Origin of the sequence: Frigoribacterium sp. Leaf164 (assembly GCF_001423665.1) — a bacterium.
GTDB classification, from domain to species: Bacteria; Actinomycetota; Actinomycetes; order Actinomycetales; family Microbacteriaceae; genus Frigoribacterium; species Frigoribacterium endophyticum.
The window spans coordinates 148894-167018 of the sequence record NZ_LMOX01000003.1 but is presented as its reverse complement, the minus strand read 5'-3'; the positions used below and the strand labels follow the sequence as shown (position 1 = coordinate 167018).

Sequence of the window (18125 nt, the reverse complement as noted above, 5' to 3'; positions counted from 1 at the left end):
GGCACCGCTGCGCCCGTGGCGCTAGGGGCGCGGGCGGGCCGGCAGCCCGCGCTTGACCCGCTGCGAGACGCGCAGGCCGCTGCGCTCGAGGCGGCGGGCGAGCTCGAGGCCCGAGACGGGCACGGCGCCGGCCGCGACGAGGTCGGCGAGGCGTGACTCGGGCACGTCGTAGTGGTCGTGGTCGAAGCCCCGGCGGGGCACGTCGTGGGCCGCCGCGAAGGCGTGCAGCTCGGCGTACGACTCGTCGCTGACCAGGTGCGCCCAGAGGGTGTCGTGGGCGGGCCAGATGGCCTCGTCGATCAGGATGGTCACGCCGCCGATGCTACCCGCGCGTTGACGCCCGCCGAGGGCCCCCTGTATCGTGGAGGGTCGGTGCGCGCAGGCCCACGGTCGTGTCGGCATCCCCGGGCGTGATCTCGTCCGCCCCACGACGTCCTCTCGCACCGCACCAGCGTCGCCCGTCCAGACGGTCCGGCGACGCGACCGAGCGGCGGGCACAGCCCGCTCCCTCGTGCTCGACCCGGGGCACCTTTCCCCGGCACACAGATCCAGAAGAGACTGAACACCCATGGCCACCTTCGTCGACCACGTGACCCTCCACCTCCGAGCAGGCAACGGGGGCAACGGCTGCGTCTCCGTCAAGCGCGAGAAGTTCAAGCCCCTCGCCGGCCCCGACGGCGGCAACGGCGGCAACGGCGGCGACATCGTGCTCGTCGCCGACGCCGGCGTCACCACGCTGCTCGGGTTCCACCGCGCTCCCCACCGCTCCAGCGAGAACGGCGGCCCGGGCATGGGCGACCACCGCAGCGGCACCCAGGGCACCGAGCTCGAGCTCGCCGTGCCGCTCGGCACCGTCGTGAAGTCGACCGACGGCACCGAGCTGATCGACATGACCGAGCACGGCACGCGCTACGTCGTGGCCGAGGCCGGCATCGGCGGCCTGGGCAACGCGGCCCTGTCGTCGACGAAGCGCAAGGCCCCCGGCTTCGCGCTGCTCGGCACCCCGGGCTGGCAGGGCGACGTCCTGCTCGAGCTGAAGGTCGTCGCCGACGTCGCGCTCGTCGGCTACCCGTCGGCCGGCAAGTCGAGCCTCGTCGCCGCGCTCTCCGCGGCCAAGCCGAAGATCGCCGACTACCCCTTCACCACCCTCCACCCGAACCTCGGCGTCGTCGAGTCGGGCGACACCCGCTACACGGTCGCCGACGTGCCCGGCCTGATCGAGGGCGCCAGCGAGGGCAAGGGCCTCGGGCTCGAGTTCCTCCGCCACGTCGAGCGCTGCTCGGCCCTGCTGCACGTGCTCGACTGCGCCACGCTCGAGCCCGGCCGCGACCCGCTGACCGACCTCGACGTCATCCTCCGCGAGCTCGAGGCCTACCCGGTGCCCGAGGGGCAGCTGCCGCTGCTCGAGCGCCCGCAGATGATCGCCCTCAACAAGGTCGACGTGCCTGACGGCCGCGAGCTCGCCGACTTCGTCACGCCCGAGCTCGAGGCCCGCGGCTACCGCGTCTTCGAGATCTCGGCCGTCAGCCACGAGGGCCTCCGCAACCTCTCGTTCGCCCTGGCCGAGGTCGTCGAGGCCAGCCGCGCCGAGATCGCCAGCCGACCCGCGCCTCCCCGCCTCGTCATGCGCCCCCGCGCCGTCAACGAGAAGCCGTTCGTCATCAGGGTCGAGGGCGGCACGTACGGCAACGTGTACCGCATCCTCGGCCAGAAGCCCGAGCGCTGGGTCGTGCAGACCGACTTCAACAACGAGGAGGCCGTGGGCTACCTCGCCGACCGCCTCAACGCGATCGGCATCGAGGACGCCCTGTTCAAGGCGGGCGCGCAGGCCGGCTCGACCGTCCTGATCGGCCCCGAGGGCGGCATCGTCTTCGACTGGGAGCCCACGCTCACCTCGACCGCCGAGCTGATGACCTCGGCCCGCGGCACCGACCCGCGCCTGATCAAGAACGACCGCCCCACCCGCAACCAGCGCCGCGAGGACTACTTCGAGCGCATGGACGCGAAGGCGGAGGCGCGGGCCGAGCTCCAGCGCGAGCGCGCGGCCGGCCTCTGGACCGATGACGAGGGCTTCCTCGTCACGGAGGGCGACGAGCGGGAATGAGCACCGAGGGCCCCCTCGTGACCCCGGCGCGCCCCGACGGCGGCCCCGTGGTCGACCGGGCCGGCATCGCCCGGGCCCGCCGCATCGTGGTCAAGGTCGGCTCGTCGTCGATCAGCGGGGAGAACGTCGGCCAGATCGAGCCCCTGGTCGACGCGCTCGCCGACGCCTACGCGCGCGGCGCCGAGGTCGTGCTCGTCTCCTCGGGCGCCATCGCGACCGGGCTGCCGCACCTGCGGCTCGACTCCCGCCCGACCGATCTCGCGACCCAGCAGGCGGCGGCGGCGGTCGGCCAGAACGTCCTGATCTACCGCTACCAGCAGAGCCTCCGCCGGCACGGCATCGTCGCCGGGCAGGTGCTGCTCACGGCGGGCGACATGCGCGACCCGACGCCGCGCAGCAACGCCCAGCGCGCGATGGACCGCCTGCTCGAGCTGCGGATCCTGCCGATCGTCAACGAGAACGACACCGTCGCGACCCACGAGATCCGCTTCGGCGACAACGACAGGCTCGCCGCCCTGGTCGCCGAGCTGATCGGCGCCGACGCCCTCGTGCTGCTCAGCGACGTGGACGCTCTCTACACCCGGCCGCCGCACGAGCCCGGCGCGGTCGCGCTCGTCGACGTCCCGGTCGGCGACGACCTCGCCGGCGTCACGTTCGGCGACGCGGGCGCGGCCGGGGTCGGCACGGGCGGCGCCGGCACCAAGGTGGCCGCGGCCCGCCACGCCGCCGCGGCGGGCACGCCGGTGCTCGTCACGTCGACGGCGAACGTGGCGCTCGCGCTGTCGGGGGCCGCGGTCGGGACCTTCTTCGAGGCCGTGCCCCGCGCCTCCTGAGGGCTGCCCGCGGGCTTAAGATCTCGGCATGACGACCCTCGTGCCCACGCCCGTCGACCCTGCCTCCTCGTCGGCCGCCGGCCCCGCGCCCGCGGCCGGCTCGCCGTCGGTGCACGACTCGCTGGTCGCGGCGCGGGCGGCGTCGCGCGTGCTGGCGCAGCTCACCAGCGACCGCAAGGACGCCGCGCTGCACGCGATCGCCGACGCGGTCGTGGCCCAGGCCGACCGCGTGCTCGCCGCCAACGCGCTCGACCTCGAGCAGGCCGAGCGCGACGGGGTCGCCCCGGGCCTGCGCGACCGCCTGCGCCTCGACCTCGCGCGCCTCGAGGGGCTCGCGGCCGCCACCCGGCTCGTCGCCGCCCTCGTCGACCCCGTCGGCGAGAACGTGCGCGGCCGGGTGCTGCCCAACGGGCTGCGCCTCGACCAGGTGCGCGTGCCGTTCGGCGTGGTCGGCGCCATCTACGAGGCGCGGCCCAACGTCACGGTCGACATCGCCGCCCTCGCGCTCAAGAGCGGCAACGCGGCCGTGCTCCGCGGCGGCAGCGCGGCCCGTCGGTCGAACACGGCCCTGGTGGCCGTCATCAGGGAGGCGCTGGTCGCCTCCGGCCTGCCCGCCGACGCCGTCGTGACCATCGACCAGCACGGCCGCGAGGGCGCCGCCGAGCTGATGCGCGCGCGCGGCCTCGTCGACGTGCTCGTGCCGCGGGGGAGCGCCGCCTTCATCGAGACCGTCGTCCGCGAGTCGACCGTGCCGGTGATCGAGACGGGCGCGGGCGTCGTCCACGTCTTCCTCGACGAGAGCGCCGACGAGGCGACCGCCGTCGACGTGGTCGTGAACAGCAAGGTGCAGCGGCCGAGCGTCTGCAACGCCCTCGAGACCCTCCTGGTGCACGAGCGGGCCGCCGACCGCCTGCTGCCGGCGGTGCTGGGTGCCCTCCGCGCCTCCGGCGTGACCGTCCACGGCGACGAGCGCGTGCGCGCCGTCGACGCCGACGTGGTGCCGGCCACCGACGACGACTGGGCGACGGAGTACATGAGCCTCGACCTGGCGGTGCGCGTCGTCGCCGACGTCGACGCGGCGATGGAGCACATCGAGCGCTGGTCGACGCGGCACACCGAGTCGATCGTCACGGCCGACCACGCGACGGCGGAGAGGTTCCTCGCCGAGGTCGACAGCGCCGTCGTCATGGTCAACGCGTCGACCCGGTTCACCGACGGGGGCGAGTTCGGCTTCGGGGCCGAGGTGGGCATCTCGACGCAGAAGCTGCACGCGAGGGGGCCGATGGGGCTGCCCGAGCTGACCAGCACGAAGTGGCTCGTGCGCGGCACCGGCCAGGTGCGCGGCTAGACTGGCCCGGATCACCCCTCGGAACGGAGAACCCATGCTCGACGTCGCCCTCCTCGCCGCTGCCCACGAAGACCTGGCGCCGCTCATCGCGCCGCCCGCTGCCATCTCCGCGGTCTTCGGCGTGTTCTTCCTGTTCCTCGGCTACGTCGTGTGGAGCTACCGCGACGTCGCCAACCGCTCGCCGCGCAAGGCGTCCACGCAGGCGCACCACGAGGCCCCCGTCGACGAGTTCGGCCACCCCGAGCAGCACTGACCGGGCGGGCTGAGAGCGTGGTGGCGGTCGCCCCGGCGGCGACCCTCGAGGGCGTCGACGAGCAGCACCGCCGACCCCGCATCGGGATCATGGGCGGCACGTTCGACCCGATCCACCACGGTCACCTGGTCGCGGCCAGCGAGGTAGCCCAGTCGTTCGCGCTCGACGAGGTCGTCTTCGTGCCGACCGGCCAGCCCTACATGAAGGCGGCGCCCAGCGACAGCGAGCACCGCTACCTCATGACGGTCATCGCGACCGCCTCCAACCCGATGTTCACGGTCAGCCGGGTCGACATCGACCGCGGCGGCCCCACCTACACGATCGACACCCTCCGCGACATCCGTTCGCAGCACCCCGACGCCGAGCTCTTCTTCATCACGGGCGCCGACGCCGTCGCCCAGATCATCGACTGGAAGGACGTCGAGGAGCTCTGGGCCCTCGCGCACTTCGTCGCCGTGACCCGGCCCGGGCACGACCTGAGCGTTGGTGGATTGCCGGAGAGCGACGTAAGCTTGCTCGAAGTCCCCGCCTTGGCGATCTCGTCGACCGATTGCCGCGCCCGGGTCGGTCGCGATCACCCGGTGTGGTACCTGGTCCCCGACGGAGTCGTCCAGTACATCTCCAAGCACCACCTGTACAGGAGCCACTCATGAGTTCGACCGACGGCCAGCCGCCGCTCACCAGGCGACAGGTCCGCGACCTCGAGCGAGCCCGACAGGGCTCCGCCGCCCTCACGGGCGAGCAGCCCGCCGCCGAGGCCCCGACCGGCTCGGCCCCTTCGCCCGTCTCGGCCGCGCCCGTGACCGAGGAGGTCGTGCGGCCCGTTCCGTCGTCGCTGGTGGCCCCGGTGTCGAGCCCGGCCGTCGCCGCGTCCGCACCGACCCCCGCGTCCGCTCCTGCCCCCTCCTCCCTCTCGGCTCCGTCGTCGGTCTCGGGCCCGCCCGCCTCCGTCGCCGAGCCGGGCCAGCTGACCCGTCGCCAGCTGCGCGCCCTGCGCGACGCCGAGGCAGCCCGTGGCCCCGTGCCGCTGCAGGCCCCCGGCCCCGAGCCGCGACGCACGCTCTCCGAGGCTCTCGACACGGTCGACCAGATCGTCTCCCCGATCGAGGGCGGCGAGGGCTCCGCGGCGGGCACGAGCGCGGCCACGGGCTCACGTCCGGCTTCGTCCGCTCCGGCCTCTGGCGCTCCGGCCTCTGCCGCGCCCGCCTCGGCTCCGCCCGCCGGTGACGACCTCCCGGCGTCGGTGCGACCGCTGGTGTCTTCCGCGCCGTCGGTGCTGCCGACCCGCGACGACGACTCGACGGCCGACGACGGTGCGGCCCCCGGGCCGCGTCGCACGGGCGAGGTGCGCCCGGCCTCGTCGCCCGCGCCCACGTCGACCCCGACGGTCTTCCCGCTCGACCTCAGCGGCGAGCGGCCGTCGTCGGCGCCGTCCGAGCCCGTCGCGTCCCTCCGGCCGGCGGGGCTCGACCCCGTCGCCCCGACCCCGGTGGTGGAGGCCGCCCCGGCCTCGGTGCCCGAGCCGACCGGCTTCGTGCCGCCGGTGGGGCACTGGACGACGCAGGTCGACGCCCCCGACGACGAGAGCGCCCCCGGTCGCGCGCTCGGCACGCACACGGGCCAGACGAACGCGCTCATCCTCACCGACCAGCAGGTCGCCGACGTCACCGGGGCGCTGAACGCCACCGGCGAGATCATCATCACCGGCTCCATCGACCTGCCCCGCAGCCTCGGCGCCACGGGGTCGCAAGCCCGCATCGACAACTCCGAGATCGACCGCCTGATGGAGGCCGGCGACGCCGAGTCGGCCGACACCGACTCGGCGCCCGTCCGGGCCAGCAAGGCGATCAGCACGCACACCTCCACCCGCTCGGTCGTGCTCGCCGCGGCCCAGCCGGCGGCCAACCGGTTGCCGCTCGTGCTCGGGATCGTCGGGGGCGGCGTGGGCCTTGGTATCATCGGTGTCATCGTCTACGGCTTCTCGACCGGAGTCCTGGGCGGCTGACCTCCGACCCCCACCGGGTCGGCGTGGTGGCGGGCTCGACCCGACCACCGCCTCCTGAACACACTGGCCGTCCCTGACGGCCGCCTCCACCACGTCCGTCCCTACCCAGAGGATCCCTTGACAGCCACCCCTCGCGCCATCGAGCTCCTGCAGATCGCCGCCCGCGCCGCAGACGACAAGCAGGCCGACGACCTCGTCGCGCTCGACGTCACCGAGCCGCTGCCCCTCACCGACGTGTTCCTCCTCGCCTCCGGGCGCAGCGAGCGCAACGTCGTCGCCATCGCCGGCGAGATCGAAGACAAGCTGCTCGAGCACGGCGTCAAGACGCTGCGCCGCGAGGGCCGGGCCGAGGGCCGCTGGGTCCTGCTCGACTTCGGCGACCTCGTCGTCCACGTCTTCCACGACGAGGACCGCCAGTACTACTCGCTCGAGCGGCTGTGGAGCGACTGCCCGACCATCCCGCTCGACGTCGTGACCGAGGCTGCGGCCGCTGAGCCGGCCGAGGCTCCTGCCGAGGCGTAGCCCGTCTCGCCCTGCGGGGTGTTCGACCTGACAGAGACCCGGCTGCGGCCGGGTCTCCGTGCGTCCGGGAGGCCGTCGGGGCAGGGTGTACTCGAGCCCTCGAAATCTGTAGTAAGGTTGACGAGTTGCTTCGGAAGGGGCAACGGAACGACAACCGAACATGGGTCTGTGGCGCAGCTGGTAGCGCACCTGCATGGCATGCAGGGGGTCAGGGGTTCGAGTCCCCTCAGATCCACCCGTACGAAGAGGCTCTCCCGCTGGGAGGGCCTCTTCTCGTTTCTGGGGGTGCGTGTGCCCCGCCGCGGGGGGCCGGGCGCGCCTCCCTCGAGGTGTCGCGTCCTGGGGCCCTGGCGTCGATGAGAGCCCACGACGGGTCGCTTCGTCGTGGTGTGGCCGTCGCGGCCGGGCGCCGCGCTCATCGAGGCGGCGCGTTCTGGGGGCTGGGCGAGGGGGTGGGCCCAGGACGGGTCACCTCGTCGTGGTGGGGCCATGGATGGCCCGGCGCTGCGCGCCGTCCTCTCTCCACCCCAGGAGCCTCACGTGGCCTCGGCGCGCGACGTGGGGCGGGCGGGGGTTCGTCGGCCCCGCGCAGGCTGCGCGGGCGCTGCGCTCATCGAGGTGTCGCGTTCTGGGGGATGGCCCGTGGTGAGGGCCCAGGACGGGTCATCTCGTCGTGGTGTGGCCGTCGCGGCTCACGCGGCGCTCATCGAGGTGACGCGTTGTGGGGCCCGGGCGAGGGTGTGGGCCCAGGACGGGTCGCCTCGTCGTGGCGCTGCCACGCGCGGCGCGGCGCGAGCGCGCGTGCCCGTGCGCGGGCCGGGGGGCTGCTGGGGGAGGGCTGTGCATCGGCTCCATGCGGGGACGTGACGGGGTAGACATCAGGCATGACCGACCAGCAGCCCGTCCCGAGCCCGACCCCCGACGACGACGCGACCCGCGCCTCCGGCGGTCCCGCCCCCGAGTCGCGACCGCGCCCCGCCTACGGCGAGTACGCCCCGACCCCCGCGGGCGGCGCCGCCCCCGACGCGGGGCAGGGCCAGGCTCCCCAGGGCGCCCCCGCTCCCGCACCCGCCCCGGGCGTCGTGCCCCCGCAGCCGGGCTACCAGGCCCCGGCCGGCAGCTCGCCCCAGGCGACGCCGGGCCTCCCCGGCATCGGCGCCTTCGCCGGAGGCGGGCACCCGCAGACCCTCGCCACCTTCACGAAGTACGAAGACGCGCAGGCCGCCGTCGACCTGCTCAGCGACGAGGGCTTCCCCGTCGAGAGCGTCTCGATCGTCGGCCACGACATCCGCACCGTCGAGAACGTCGCCGGCCGCCTCACCACCGGCAAGGCCGCCGTGCGCGGCGCCGGCGGCGGCGCGTGGTTCGGCCTCCTGCTCGGCCTCCTCTTCGGCCTCTTCGCGAGCAACGTGGCCCTGATCGGCGTCCTGCTCATGGCCGTCGGCGCCGGAGCCCTCTGGGGTGCCCTGTGGGGCGCCATCGGCCACGCGGCGACGCGCGGCCGCCGCGACTTCTCCTCCGTGAAGACGATGGAGGCGGGGCGCTACGAGGTGCTCGTGCGCGGCGAGCTCGCCGCCCGTGCGCACCAGGTGCTCGCGACCGGACGCAAGGTCGCGTAGCCAGACGGGCACCCGCACCAGACACGACGGCGCCCGACCCCGCGAGGGGCCGGGCGCCGTCGTCTGCGCGAGACGCCCCTACGGCGTGACCATCCCGCCGTTGACGTTCAGCGTCTCGCCCGCGACGAAGCTCGACTCGGCGCTGGTGAGGAACACGTACGCCGGAGCCTGCTCGGCCGGCTGCGCGGCCCGCCCCATCGGCGACTCGCTCGAGCCGAACTCGGGCAGCGTCTCGGGGTCGACGCCGCGCGTGACCTGCAGGGCCGTCCAGGTGGGCCCGGGCGCGACGACGTTGACGCGGATGCCGCGCGTGATGAGCTGCTGCGCGAGCCCCTTCGAGAAGTTGTTGATCGCGCCCTTCGTGGTCGCGTAGTCGAGACGGTCGGGTGCGGGCACGTACGCCTCGAGCGACGCCGTGTTGACGATGGTCGAGCCGGGGGCGAGGTGCGGCAGCGCGGCCTTGACGATGAAGAACGGCGCGAAGACGTTCGTGCGGAAGGTCTCCTCGAACTGCTCGTCGCTGATCTCCTCGATGGTCGGCTGCCAGACCTGCTTGCCCGCCACGTTGACGATCGCGTCGAGGCCGCCCATGCCCTCGACGGCGCGCGCCACGAGCTCCCGGCAGAAGGAGGCGCTGGTCAGGTCGCCGGGGACGGCCACGGCCTTCCGGCCCGCCGCCTCCACCTGCTCCACGACGTGCCGGGCGTCCTCCTCCTCCTCGGGCAGGTACGACAGGGTCACGTCGGCGCCCTCCCGCGCGAAGGCGATCGCGACCGCGGCGCCGATGCCGGAGTCGGCCCCGGTGATGAGGGCCTTCCGCCCCGTGAGGCGGCCGGTGCCGCGGTAGGTCGCCTCGCCGAGGTCGGGCACCGGGGTCATGGCCGACTGCAGGCCGGGCTCCGGCTGCTGCTGCACCTCGGGGCTGATCACGGGGTAGCGGTGGCGGGGGTCGTCGAACGTGTACTGGTCGCTGGTCATGCCTCCGTCGTACGCCCCGCACCTGCCGGGACGCCGTGCCGTACCCCTCCGCACCACGTGCTCGACGGGGCTGTCAAGGGGGCACCACGGGGCGTCGAGGGCGGCGAGGGTGGAGGCGACGGGGCGGGCACGACGAGGCAGGCCGGGGCGACGGCGAGGAGGCGCGGGTGGCGACGAGCGTGACGGTGTGGGTCGACGCGTGGCAGCTGGTGCAGGGGCACGACGTCTTCCGGGTCGCCGACGTGGTGAGCTGGCCCGTCACGGTGCCCGCCCCCGGCGCCGACCGGCTGGCCGGGCTGCACGCCCCTGCCGACCCGGATCTGCTCGTCGAGCACTACGGCGCCACGCACCGGGTCAGCACGGTCACGGGCACCGTCGCGGCGATCGGACGGGCGTCGGCGCCCGTCGCCGTCGTGCTGCAGCGCCCCGGGGGACGGGCGTCGGCACCCGCGGCGTGGAACGTCACCTCGGTGCTGGGCACCGCCGACTGGGACGACCGGGGGCGTGCCGCGTGGTTCTGCGGCTACCTCGTGACGCTGGTCGACGTCGAGCTCGACGGCCCGTGACGGCTGCCCCCTGCACAGTCCGGGAATTCCATTGGTGCCCCAATGATCTGTACACTCGACGTCATGGCCCGAGCACCCCGAGCACCCCGCGACCGCGACCCCCACGCGCACGGCAGTCGCTTCGGCGACCTCGTCGAGGCGATGAACGCCCGGCTGCGCCCCTACATCGGCGGCGCGCAGCTCGGCCTCAAGAACGAGGCGCCCCCGGTGGCGCCGGCGCACGGCGGGGCCTGCCCGCTCTGCGGCGCGCCCATGGACGAGCACGTCGTCGACCGCTCCGGCCCCCGCACGATGGTGCACTGCCCCGGCACCCCCCGAGCCGCCCGGGCCGGCGCGGGCTCGTGAGCGCACCCGGCACCACCGCCGTCGACCCGCTCGCCCTCGAGAGCCAGATCTGCTTCGCCCTCTCGGTCGCGTCCCGCAGCGTCGTCGCCGCCTACCGCCCCGTGCTCGAGCCCCTCGGCCTCACGCACCCGCAGTACCTCGTCATGCTCGCCCTCTGGGAGCACCGGGGGAGGCGCGGTGAGGGCCCGGGGGGCACGCCCGGCCCGGACGACCGCCCGCTGTCCATCCGCGACCTCGCGCGCCTCCTCCGGCTCGACCCCGGAACCCTCTCCCCGCTGGTGAAGCGGCTGGAGGCGCAGGGCCTGCTCACGAGGCGCCGTCACGTCGACGACGAGCGCACGCTGGCCATCGAGCTGACCGGGCCGGGGCAGGCGCTCCGGGGCGAGGCCGAGGCGATCCCGGGCCGCATGATGCGTCGCCTGGGCGTGACGCGTGACGAGCTGGTCGTGCTGCACCGCACGATGACGAGGCTGATCGCCGCGGCCGAGGGCGACCGGCTCGACGACGGGGCCTCCGCGGGCTGAGCCGACCCGCGCCTCCCGCGGGCACCGCCCCGCCCGGACCCCGAGCCCCCCGAGGGGCCGGCCCGGGAGGCCGAGCTCGCGACGGTCAGCCCAGGAGGCTCAGCCCCCGGCGCCCCGCCGCGGCAGCGTCGGCAGCGCCGTCTGGTCGAGCCAGCCCGCGAACAGCAGCGCCAGCGAGTCGTCGGTCGTGTCGGTGACCTCGTCGCAGAGCTCGACGAAGTCGTCGGTGCTGACGACGCCGTGGCGGTGGCGGGCCGTCCACTCGCGCAGCACGGTGAAGAAGGCGTCGTCGCCGATCGTGAGCCGCAGCGCGTGGAGCGTGAGGGCTCCGCGCTTGTAGACGCGGTCGTCGAACATCGCGTCGGGCCCGGGGTCGCCCACGACGATGTCGTGCGGCGGCAGGGCGAGCCGCAGCCGCGTGCGCTGGGCGTGCGCGTGCGCGGTGGTGCCGCCGTCGTGCTCCGACCAGAGCCACTCGGCGTAGCAGGCGAAGCCCTCGTTGAGCCAGATGTCGCGCCAGTCGGCGAGGCCGACGCTGTTGCCGAACCACTGGTGCGCGAGCTCGTGCGCGATGAGCCGCTCGGTGCCCGACCTCCCGTCGACGTGGTTGGCGCCGAAGACCGCGGCCCCCTGCGCCTCCAACGGGATCTCCAGCTCGTCGGCCGTGACGACGACGGTGTACCCGGGGAAGGGGTAGGGGCCGAAGGCGTCGACGAAGCAGCCCACCATGCGGTCGAGGGGCGCGAAGTCGTGCGCGGCGCGGTCGTGCAGCTCGGGCGGGGCGACGATCAGGCCGGCGACCGGGGCGGCCTCGGTGCCGAGGGCGACGGGCACGGTCTCGTAGCGGCCGATCTGCACGGTCGCGAGGTAGGTCGAGGTCGGCTCGGGCTGCACGTACGTCCAGGTGACCTTGCCGGCGGTCGTGCGGCGGTCGGTCAGCTCGCCGTTGCAGACGACGGTGTAGCCGTGCTCGGCCGAGACGCTGATGCGGTAGCTCGCCTTGTCGGCCGGGCGGTCGTTGCACGGGAACCAGGTCGGCGCGCCCGTCGGCTGGGCGGCCACGATGACGCCGTCGTCGAGCTCCTCCCAGCCGAGCTCGCCCCAGGGGCTCTGCCGGGGCGCCGGCGTGCCCGAGTAGTCCACCCGCACGACCAGCCGGGCCCCCGCCTCCACCGGCTCGGGCAGGGTGACCGTGAGCTTGCCGGCCGTGTGGCGCGAGCGGGCGCGGGCCCCGTCGACCCTGACCTTCTCGACGCGCAGGCCGACGAGGTCGAGCTGCAGGCTCCGGAGGCGCGTGGCGGCCACCGCGGTCACGGTCGCCGTGCCGTCGAGCCGGTTGGTGGCCACGCGGTAGGCCAGCTCGAGGTCGTACGACTCGGCCGACCAGGTCTCGTCGCCGCTGCCGGGGGCGTACGAGGTCACGAGGTGACGGCGTGGTAGTCGGCGAACGTGACCTCGCGCCACGGGCCGATCGGGTTGCCGCTCCAGCGGCTGCCGGCGGGCACGCCCTCGCCGCGCATCACGAGCGAGGCGGGGCCGACGGTCGCGTGCTCGCCGAGCACGGCGGCGGGCAGCACGACGCCGTGCGGCCCGAGGGTCGCCCCGGCGCGGAGCGTGACGGAGTCCATGGACATGATTCGATCATGGAACAGGTGGGTCTGCACGACGCAGCCCCGGTTGACCGTGCTGCCGTCGCCGAGCGTGACGAGGTCGGCCTCGGGCAGCCAGTAGCTCTCGGTCCAGACGCCGCGGCCGATCCGCGCGCCGAGGCTGCGCAGCCACCAGACCAGGGCAGGCGTGCCGCTCGCGGCGCGGGCGAACCACGGCGCGGCGCACATCTCGACGAACACGTCGGCGGTCTCGCTGCGCCAGACGAACGACGACCAGAGCGGCTGCTCGGAGGCGCGCACCCGGCCGATCAGCAGCCACTTCGCGGCGGTGCTGACGGCCGCGGCGACGGCCCCCGCGGCGAGCAGCAGCACGGCGCTGAGCAGGGAGGCGGCGAGCAGGCCGAGCGCGTCGGTCACCGCCCACAGGCCGAAGACGAGGCCGAGGCCGATCAGCACGGTGACGACGACGGGCACGACCCGGCTGAGCTCCCAGGCGACGCGGGCGGCGCGCAGCCGGGCCGGCGGGCGGAAGGTGCGCGACTCGTCGGCGACCGCGACCGTGCGTCGCAGCCGGACGGGCGGCGAGCCGAGCCACGACGAGCCGGCCTTCGACGAGCGCGGGGCCGCCGAGAGCACGGCGACGAGGCCGTCCTTCGGCACCTTGTGACCGGGGCCGGCCATGCCCGAGTTGCCGAGGAAGGCCCGGCGGCCGATCTCGGCCCGGGCGACGCGCAGCCAGCCGCCGCCGAGCTCGTACGAGGCGACGAGGGTGTCGTCGGCGAGGAAGGCCCCGTCGCGGATCGTCGTCATGCACGGCAGCAGCAGCACGGTCGAGGCCTCGACGTCGCGGCCGACGCGGGCCCCGAGTAGGCGGAGCCAGACCGGGGTCGCGAGGCTCGAGTACAGCGGGAAGAGGTAGGTGCGGGCGAGGTCGAGCAGGCGCTCGGTGCTCCAGATCTGCCAGCCGACGCGGCTGCGCACGGCCCAGGTGCCCTCGCGGACGCCGAGGGCGAGCAGCCGGACGGCCCCGACGACGACGAGCGCCGCCACGACGCCGGCCAGCAGGGTGCCGGGCACCGCCCAGACGACGGCCCGCCACCAGGCGTCGCCGAGCGTGGCCGAGCCCCGCACGCCCGCGGCGACGACGGCGCCGCCGGCGGAGAGCGAGGCGACCGGCAGCAGGCTGATCAGCAGCGACGAGACGCCGTAGGCCCACAGCCACCGTCGGGCACGGTCGGGCCGCTCGGCCGGCCACCAGGTGCGCGCCTTGCCGACCCGGGCGGCGGGGGAGCCCGACCAGGCCTGGCCCGCCGGCACCCGGCCGAAGACGGCGGAGCCCGGAGCGACCGTGGCGTGCTTGCCGATGCGGGTGCCGGGCAACAGGGTGCTGCGCATGCCGACGGTGCTGCCCGCCCCGATCCGGACGGCGCCGAGGCGCAGCACGTCGCCGTCGACCCACCAGCCCGACAGGTCGACCTCGGGCTCGATCGACGCGCCCCGGCCGACGCGCAGCATGCCCGTCACGGGCGGCAGCGTGTGCAGGTCGACGTCGGGGGCGATGCGCGCGCCGAGGGCGCGGGCGTAGTAGCTGATCCACGGGGCCCCGGCGAGGCCGGTCGCCGCGGTCTGCAGCTGCACCTGCTCGGCGAGCCACAGCCGCAGGTGGACGCCGCCGCCGCGCGGGTGGTCGCCCGCGGCGACCCCGGACAGCAGGAGTCGCGCCGCGGCCACCGAGATCGCCATCCGCCCCGGCGGCGTCACGAACACGACGAGCCCCACGACGAGCAGCCAGGCGTCGACCCGCGGCAGCACGTCGAAGCCGCCCGCTGCTCGCAGCACGGTGGAGGCGGTGAGCGCGATCGTCAGCCAGCGGAGGCCGGCGAGGAGGTGCAGCGGCAGGCCGAGCAGCGTCTGCACCCACTGGGTGCGGGCGGGGACGGGCAGCGACCGGTGGTGCTCGGTGCGGGAGGGACCTGCCGGGTCTCCCGCGACTCCGGCCCGTCGCTGGGCGAGGTCGTCGGCCATCGCGCCGAGGCGCGGGTGCGAGTAGACGTCGGCGACGGTGTACTCGGGGTCGCGCTCGCGGATGCGTGCCACCAGCTGGGCCGCGGCGAGCGAGCCGCCGCCGAGGTCGAAGAAGTCGGCGGAGGCGTCGCCGACCGGGAGGCCCAGGACGGCCTGCCAGTCGGCCGCGAGCACGGCCTCGTCGGGCCCGAGGGCGCCCGGGCCCGCGCCGCTGCCCGTGCCCGTGCCCGCCGAGCCGTCGTCGATGGCCTGGTCGGCGAGGGGCCAAGGGAGGGCGTCGCGGTCGATCTTGCCGGAGGTCTTGGTGGGGAGGTCGCCGTCGACGACGGTGAGGAGGGGGACGAGGGCGGCGGGCAGCGCCTCGCGGAGGCGGGCGAGGGCGGCGGCGCGGTCGAGCGTCGGGGCGGCAGCTGCGGCTGCGCCAGCACCTGCGCCGCCGCCGTGCAGGGCGAGGTAGCCGACGATGACCCGGTTGCCGGCCGACGTCTCGCGGACGGCGGCCGCCGCCCCCGCGACGCCGGGCAGCGCCTGGAGCGCCGACTCGATCTCGCCGAGCTCGATGCGGCGCCCGCCGACCTTCACCTGGTCGTCGGCCCGGCCGCGGAAGACGAGGCCCTCCCGCTCGAGCACGACGAGGTCTCCGCTGCGGTACGCCCGTGACCAGCCGAGCTGCGGGTGCGGGGCGTACTTCTCGGCGTCCTTGGCGGGGTCGAGGTACCGGGCGAGGCCGACGCCGCCGATGATGAGCTCGCCGACCTCGCCCTCGGCGACCGGGTCGCCCGAGGGGTCGACGACGGCGACGTCCCAGCCGAGCAGGGGCAGGCCGATGCGGACGGTCTCGCCGGGCACGACGAGGGCCCCGGTCGCGACGACCGTCGACTCGGTCGGGCCGTAGGTGTTCCAGACCTCGCGGCCATCGCCGCAGACGCGGTCGACCAGCTCGGGCGGGAAGGCCTCGCCGCCGAAGACGAGCAGGCGCACCGACTCGAGCGCCTCGGCCGGCCAGAGGGCGGCGAGCGTCGGCACGGTCGAGACGACGGTGATGCCGTGGGTGACGAGCCAGGGGCCGAGGTCGGCGCCGGTGCGCACGAGGCTGCGCGGGGCGGGCACGAGGCAGGCACCGCTCCGCCAGGCCAGCCACATCTCCTCGCAGGAGGCGTCGAAGGCGACCGAGAGGCCCGCGAGCACGCGGTCGCCCGGCCCGAGCGGGCCCAGCGGGTCGTCGGCGAGGAAGAGCGCGGCCTCCGCGTCGGCGAATGCGGCGGCCGCGCGGTGGCTCGCCGCGACTCCCTTCGGGGTCCCGGTCGACCCCGAGGTGAAGATGACCCAGGCGTCGTCGGCGGGCTCGGGGCGCGGCGGCCGGGCCGGGGCGCCGGGGCCGCGGCGGTCGGCGGTGCTGGCGTGCGGGGCCCGGGCGCCGAAGAGCGGCACCCCCTGGGTCTCGTCCTGCCCCGCGGTGCGGAACACCCCGCCGGCGCCGACGACGCCCGCGACCTGCGCCTCGCCGAAGACGAGGTCGGCGCGCTCCTCCGGGTCGTCGGCGTCGACCGGCACGTAGGCGGCGCCGGCGGTCAGCACGGCGAGGATCGCGACGTAGAGCCGCCGGTCGCCCGACGGCATGCGGACGCCGACCCGGTCGCCGCGGCCGACGCCGGCGGCGGCGAGGGCGCTCGCGGCGACCGCGACCTGGGCCGACAGCTCGCGGTAGCTGAGGGCGCCGCGCTCGTCCTCGAGGGCGGAGGCCTCGGGGTGGGCGGCGGTGGTCGCCTCGAGCACGTCGACGAGGGTGCGCGGGGCGGCGGCGCGGCCGGAGCGGAGGAAGGGGTCGAGGGGCGTGCCGGCGTCGGGCATGGGGTCTCCGCGGGTCGGGCGCGCGGCGGGCGCGCGGGGGAGGCCTCGGCGTCGAGGGTCTCGCAGGGTCGGTCGGAACCTAGGTCGACGCGGTGACCGGCAGGTGAACGCGGAGCGACGAGCCGTGCAGGGCGGGCCCCGCGAGGGCCGCGAGGAGGCGCGGGTCGTCCCCGGTGCCGGGGGCCGTGCCGGCGGCTGCGGCGAGGTCGAGGTCGAGCCCCTCGGCCTCGCCGGACCACCGCGCCCGTGCCGGGTCGCCCACGTCGACCGCGGCGGGGTCTCGGGTCAGGCCCTCCCCGGTGGACTTGAGCACCGCCTCCGCCCGGACCCAGCGGTGCAGGTCGTCGTGCGGGGTGGCCGCGGGGCCGGTCGTGACCTGTTCGACGTCGACGCCGACGGGGAGGCCGCGGCGCAGCGCCAGCAGGGCGGTGTCGCCGGAGCGGCTGAGGCTGACGTGCAGGTCGTCGCCGTCGACGACGACGGGGCGCCCGTGCGGCCCGCCGCAGCGCCGGCAGGGCTCGCGGCGCCAGGTCACGTCGGCCGGGTGGCGGTCGAGCGCGAGGCCCACGAGGAGGCGCGTGGCGACGTGCGAGAGCAGCCAGCGGTGCCGGTCGGTCGCGTCGTGCAGCCGGGCAGCCCGGGCCCGCTCGTCGGCGTCGAGCCACGCGGCCGCGGACGAGCCGGCGGGCAGCGTCAGCCCGTGCGCCCGGGCGAGCCCCGCCGCCGTGTCGTCGAGGCGCATCAGCCAGACGTCGACGCCGTGGTGGGCGGCGGGGACGGAGTGGGGCACGTCGTCATGATCGCAGGCTGGCGGGGCGTGCCGGGGTGTGCGGTGAGCGGTCGTTCATCGGGACACCTTCTGGTGACCGTTCTGGTCGACGGAGGTCAAGTGGCGTCTGGCCTGTGGATTCGCGTATGCCTGTCCCGCAAAAATGCCCGGTGACCGGGGTATAAACGCTACAGTTCTTGAATGCTCATCGGATACGCCCGCGTCTCGACCTCGGGGCAGGATCTTGCAGCACAGCGCGACGGTCTTGCAGCGCTCGGTGTTGACGATCAACACGTGCATGTTGACCACGGCTTGTCGGGGACGACTCGAGCCCGGCCGGGCCTTCGCGAAGCTCTCGCTGCGTGCCGCGCCGGCGACGTCCTCGTAGTGACGAAGCTCGACCGTCTCGCCCGGTCTTTGCGCGACGCGACGGACATCGCGGACGAGCTGACGAAGAAGGGCGTCGCCCTGAACCTCGGGGGAGCGGTCTACGACCCCACCGACCCCGTCGGCCGGCTCCTCTTCAACGTCCTCGGCATGGTTGCCGAGTTCGAGGCCGACCTCATCCGAGCCCGCACTCGCGAAGGCATGGCGATCGCCAAGGCCGCCGGCAAGCTCCGCGGCCGCAAGCCCAAGCTCACTGCCTCGCAGGAGAAGCACCTCGTGCAGCTGCACCGCACCGGCGAGCACACCACGAGCGAGATTGCCGAGCTGTTCGACGTGGCGCGATCGACGGTCTACCGAGCCATTCAGAGAGCGGACCAGGTTTAGAT

At 75.1% G+C, this 18125-nt stretch carries 17 protein-coding genes and 1 tRNA gene; 13 read left to right on the top strand and 5 right to left on the bottom strand.

Going from position 1 to position 18125, the window contains the following annotated elements; all coding sequences use genetic code 11:
- Positions 1-21 precede the first annotated feature (21 nt).
- Positions 22-312, bottom strand: a complete 291-nt coding sequence (locus ASF82_RS08840; RefSeq protein WP_056056430.1) for a DUF4031 domain-containing protein — start codon at positions 310-312, stop codon at positions 22-24.
- 256 nt (positions 313-568) lie between these two features.
- Here ASF82_RS08840 and obgE point away from each other — a divergent pair, with 256 nt between their 5' ends.
- The 9 genes from obgE (at position 569) to ASF82_RS16125 (ending at position 8684) form a co-directional block, all read left to right on the top strand.
- Positions 569-2104 (top strand): GTPase ObgE, encoded by a 1536-nt coding sequence (gene obgE / locus ASF82_RS08835; protein WP_056056429.1) that lies wholly within the window; start codon positions 569-571, stop codon positions 2102-2104.
- On the top strand, positions 2101-2937 hold the full coding sequence (gene proB / locus ASF82_RS08830) for a glutamate 5-kinase (RefSeq protein ID WP_056056428.1): 837 nt from the start codon (positions 2101-2103) through the stop codon (positions 2935-2937). The genes obgE and proB overlap by 4 nt, the downstream gene beginning before the upstream one ends.
- Before the next feature lie 28 nt (positions 2938-2965).
- Positions 2966-4285 carry a glutamate-5-semialdehyde dehydrogenase gene (locus ASF82_RS08825; protein ID WP_056056427.1) on the top strand — a complete coding sequence of 440 codons (1320 nt, stop codon included), beginning with the start codon at positions 2966-2968 and terminating at the stop codon, positions 4283-4285.
- 34 nt (positions 4286-4319) lie between these two features.
- Positions 4320-4538 carry a hypothetical protein gene (locus tag ASF82_RS08820; protein WP_056056426.1) on the top strand — a complete coding sequence of 73 codons (219 nt, stop codon included), beginning with the start codon at positions 4320-4322 and terminating at the stop codon, positions 4536-4538.
- Positions 4539-4558: 20 nt separating this feature from the next.
- Positions 4559-5191 carry a nicotinate-nucleotide adenylyltransferase gene (gene nadD, locus ASF82_RS08815; protein ID WP_255354173.1) on the top strand — a complete coding sequence of 211 codons (633 nt, stop codon included), beginning with the start codon at positions 4559-4561 and terminating at the stop codon, positions 5189-5191.
- Entirely contained in the window at positions 5188-6543 is a 1356-nt protein-coding gene (locus ASF82_RS08810; RefSeq protein ID WP_056056425.1) for a hypothetical protein, read from the top strand. Before nadD ends, ASF82_RS08810 begins: the two co-directional genes overlap by 4 nt.
- 117 nt (positions 6544-6660) lie before the next feature.
- Positions 6661-7065 (top strand): ribosome silencing factor, encoded by a 405-nt coding sequence (gene rsfS, locus ASF82_RS08805; protein WP_056056424.1) that lies wholly within the window; start codon positions 6661-6663, stop codon positions 7063-7065.
- A gap of 162 nt (positions 7066-7227) precedes the next feature.
- Positions 7228-7300 (top strand) — tRNA-Ala (locus ASF82_RS08800).
- Between the two features lie 649 nt (positions 7301-7949).
- Positions 7950-8684: a general stress protein gene (locus ASF82_RS16125; protein ID WP_235491241.1), complete on the top strand. Its 735-nt coding sequence runs from the start codon at positions 7950-7952 to the stop codon at positions 8682-8684.
- A 78-nt stretch (positions 8685-8762) separates the two neighbouring features.
- Here the strand turns inward: ASF82_RS16125 and ASF82_RS08790 are convergent, their stop codons facing one another.
- On the bottom strand, positions 8763-9662 hold the full coding sequence (locus ASF82_RS08790; protein WP_056056423.1) for an SDR family oxidoreductase: 900 nt from the start codon (positions 9660-9662) through the stop codon (positions 8763-8765).
- A 167-nt stretch (positions 9663-9829) separates the two neighbouring features.
- Between ASF82_RS08790 and ASF82_RS08785 the strand changes: the two genes are divergently transcribed.
- The 3 genes from ASF82_RS08785 to ASF82_RS08775 all read left to right on the top strand — a co-directional run bounded on the left by ASF82_RS08785 (position 9830) and on the right by ASF82_RS08775 (position 11097).
- The gene (locus ASF82_RS08785; protein ID WP_056056422.1) at positions 9830-10228 is read left to right on the top strand and encodes a DUF6578 domain-containing protein; all 399 of its coding nucleotides are present in this window, start codon (positions 9830-9832) and stop codon (positions 10226-10228) included.
- 63 nt (positions 10229-10291) lie between these two features.
- Positions 10292-10573, top strand: a complete 282-nt coding sequence (locus ASF82_RS08780) for a hypothetical protein (RefSeq protein ID WP_056056421.1) — start codon at positions 10292-10294, stop codon at positions 10571-10573.
- Entirely contained in the window at positions 10570-11097 is a 528-nt protein-coding gene (locus ASF82_RS08775; protein ID WP_056056419.1) for a MarR family winged helix-turn-helix transcriptional regulator, read from the top strand. The genes ASF82_RS08780 and ASF82_RS08775 overlap by 4 nt, the downstream gene beginning before the upstream one ends.
- Before the next feature lie 99 nt (positions 11098-11196).
- Here the strand turns inward: ASF82_RS08775 and ASF82_RS08770 are convergent, their stop codons facing one another.
- The 3 genes from ASF82_RS08770 to ASF82_RS08760 form a co-directional block, all read right to left on the bottom strand.
- Positions 11197-12519, bottom strand: coding sequence for a M1 family metallopeptidase (locus ASF82_RS08770; protein WP_056056417.1), 1323 nt, complete (start codon positions 12517-12519; stop codon positions 11197-11199).
- Positions 12516-16583 (bottom strand): Pls/PosA family non-ribosomal peptide synthetase, encoded by a 4068-nt coding sequence (locus ASF82_RS08765; RefSeq protein ID WP_056056415.1) that lies wholly within the window; start codon positions 16581-16583, stop codon positions 12516-12518. Before ASF82_RS08765 ends, ASF82_RS08770 begins: the two co-directional genes overlap by 4 nt.
- 79 nt (positions 16584-16662) lie before the next feature.
- Positions 16663-17373, bottom strand: a complete 711-nt coding sequence (locus ASF82_RS08760) for a 4'-phosphopantetheinyl transferase superfamily protein (RefSeq protein ID WP_056056414.1) — start codon at positions 17371-17373, stop codon at positions 16663-16665.
- A 180-nt stretch (positions 17374-17553) separates the two neighbouring features.
- Here ASF82_RS08760 and ASF82_RS08755 point away from each other — a divergent pair, with 180 nt between their 5' ends.
- Complete coding sequence (locus tag ASF82_RS08755; RefSeq protein ID WP_056056412.1) at positions 17554-18123, top strand: recombinase family protein; 570 nt, start codon at positions 17554-17556, stop codon at positions 18121-18123.
- Positions 18124-18125: the final 2 nt, after the last annotated feature.

Bases quoted from the DNA above. Each gene is read 5' to 3' on its own strand.
- obgE (WP_056056429.1), top strand. From the start codon at position 569: ATGGCCACCTTCGTCGACCACGTGACCCTCCACCTCCGAGCAGGCAAC.
- proB (WP_056056428.1), top strand. From the start codon at position 2,101: ATGAGCACCGAGGGCCCCCTCGTGACCCCGGCGCGCCCCGACGGCGGC.
- ASF82_RS08825 (WP_056056427.1), top strand. From the start codon at position 2,966: ATGACGACCCTCGTGCCCACGCCCGTCGACCCTGCCTCCTCGTCGGCC.
- ASF82_RS08820 (WP_056056426.1), top strand. From the start codon at position 4,320: ATGCTCGACGTCGCCCTCCTCGCCGCTGCCCACGAAGACCTGGCGCCG.
- ASF82_RS08810 (WP_056056425.1), top strand. From the start codon at position 5,188: ATGAGTTCGACCGACGGCCAGCCGCCGCTCACCAGGCGACAGGTCCGC.
- ASF82_RS16125 (WP_235491241.1), top strand. From the start codon at position 7,950: ATGACCGACCAGCAGCCCGTCCCGAGCCCGACCCCCGACGACGACGCG.
- ASF82_RS08790 (WP_056056423.1), bottom strand. From the start codon at position 9,662: ATGACCAGCGACCAGTACACGTTCGACGACCCCCGCCACCGCTACCCC.
- ASF82_RS08780 (WP_056056421.1), top strand. From the start codon at position 10,292: ATGGCCCGAGCACCCCGAGCACCCCGCGACCGCGACCCCCACGCGCAC.
- ASF82_RS08765 (WP_056056415.1), bottom strand. From the start codon at position 16,583: ATGCCCGACGCCGGCACGCCCCTCGACCCCTTCCTCCGCTCCGGCCGC.
- ASF82_RS08755 (WP_056056412.1), top strand. From the start codon at position 17,554: ATGCTCATCGGATACGCCCGCGTCTCGACCTCGGGGCAGGATCTTGCA.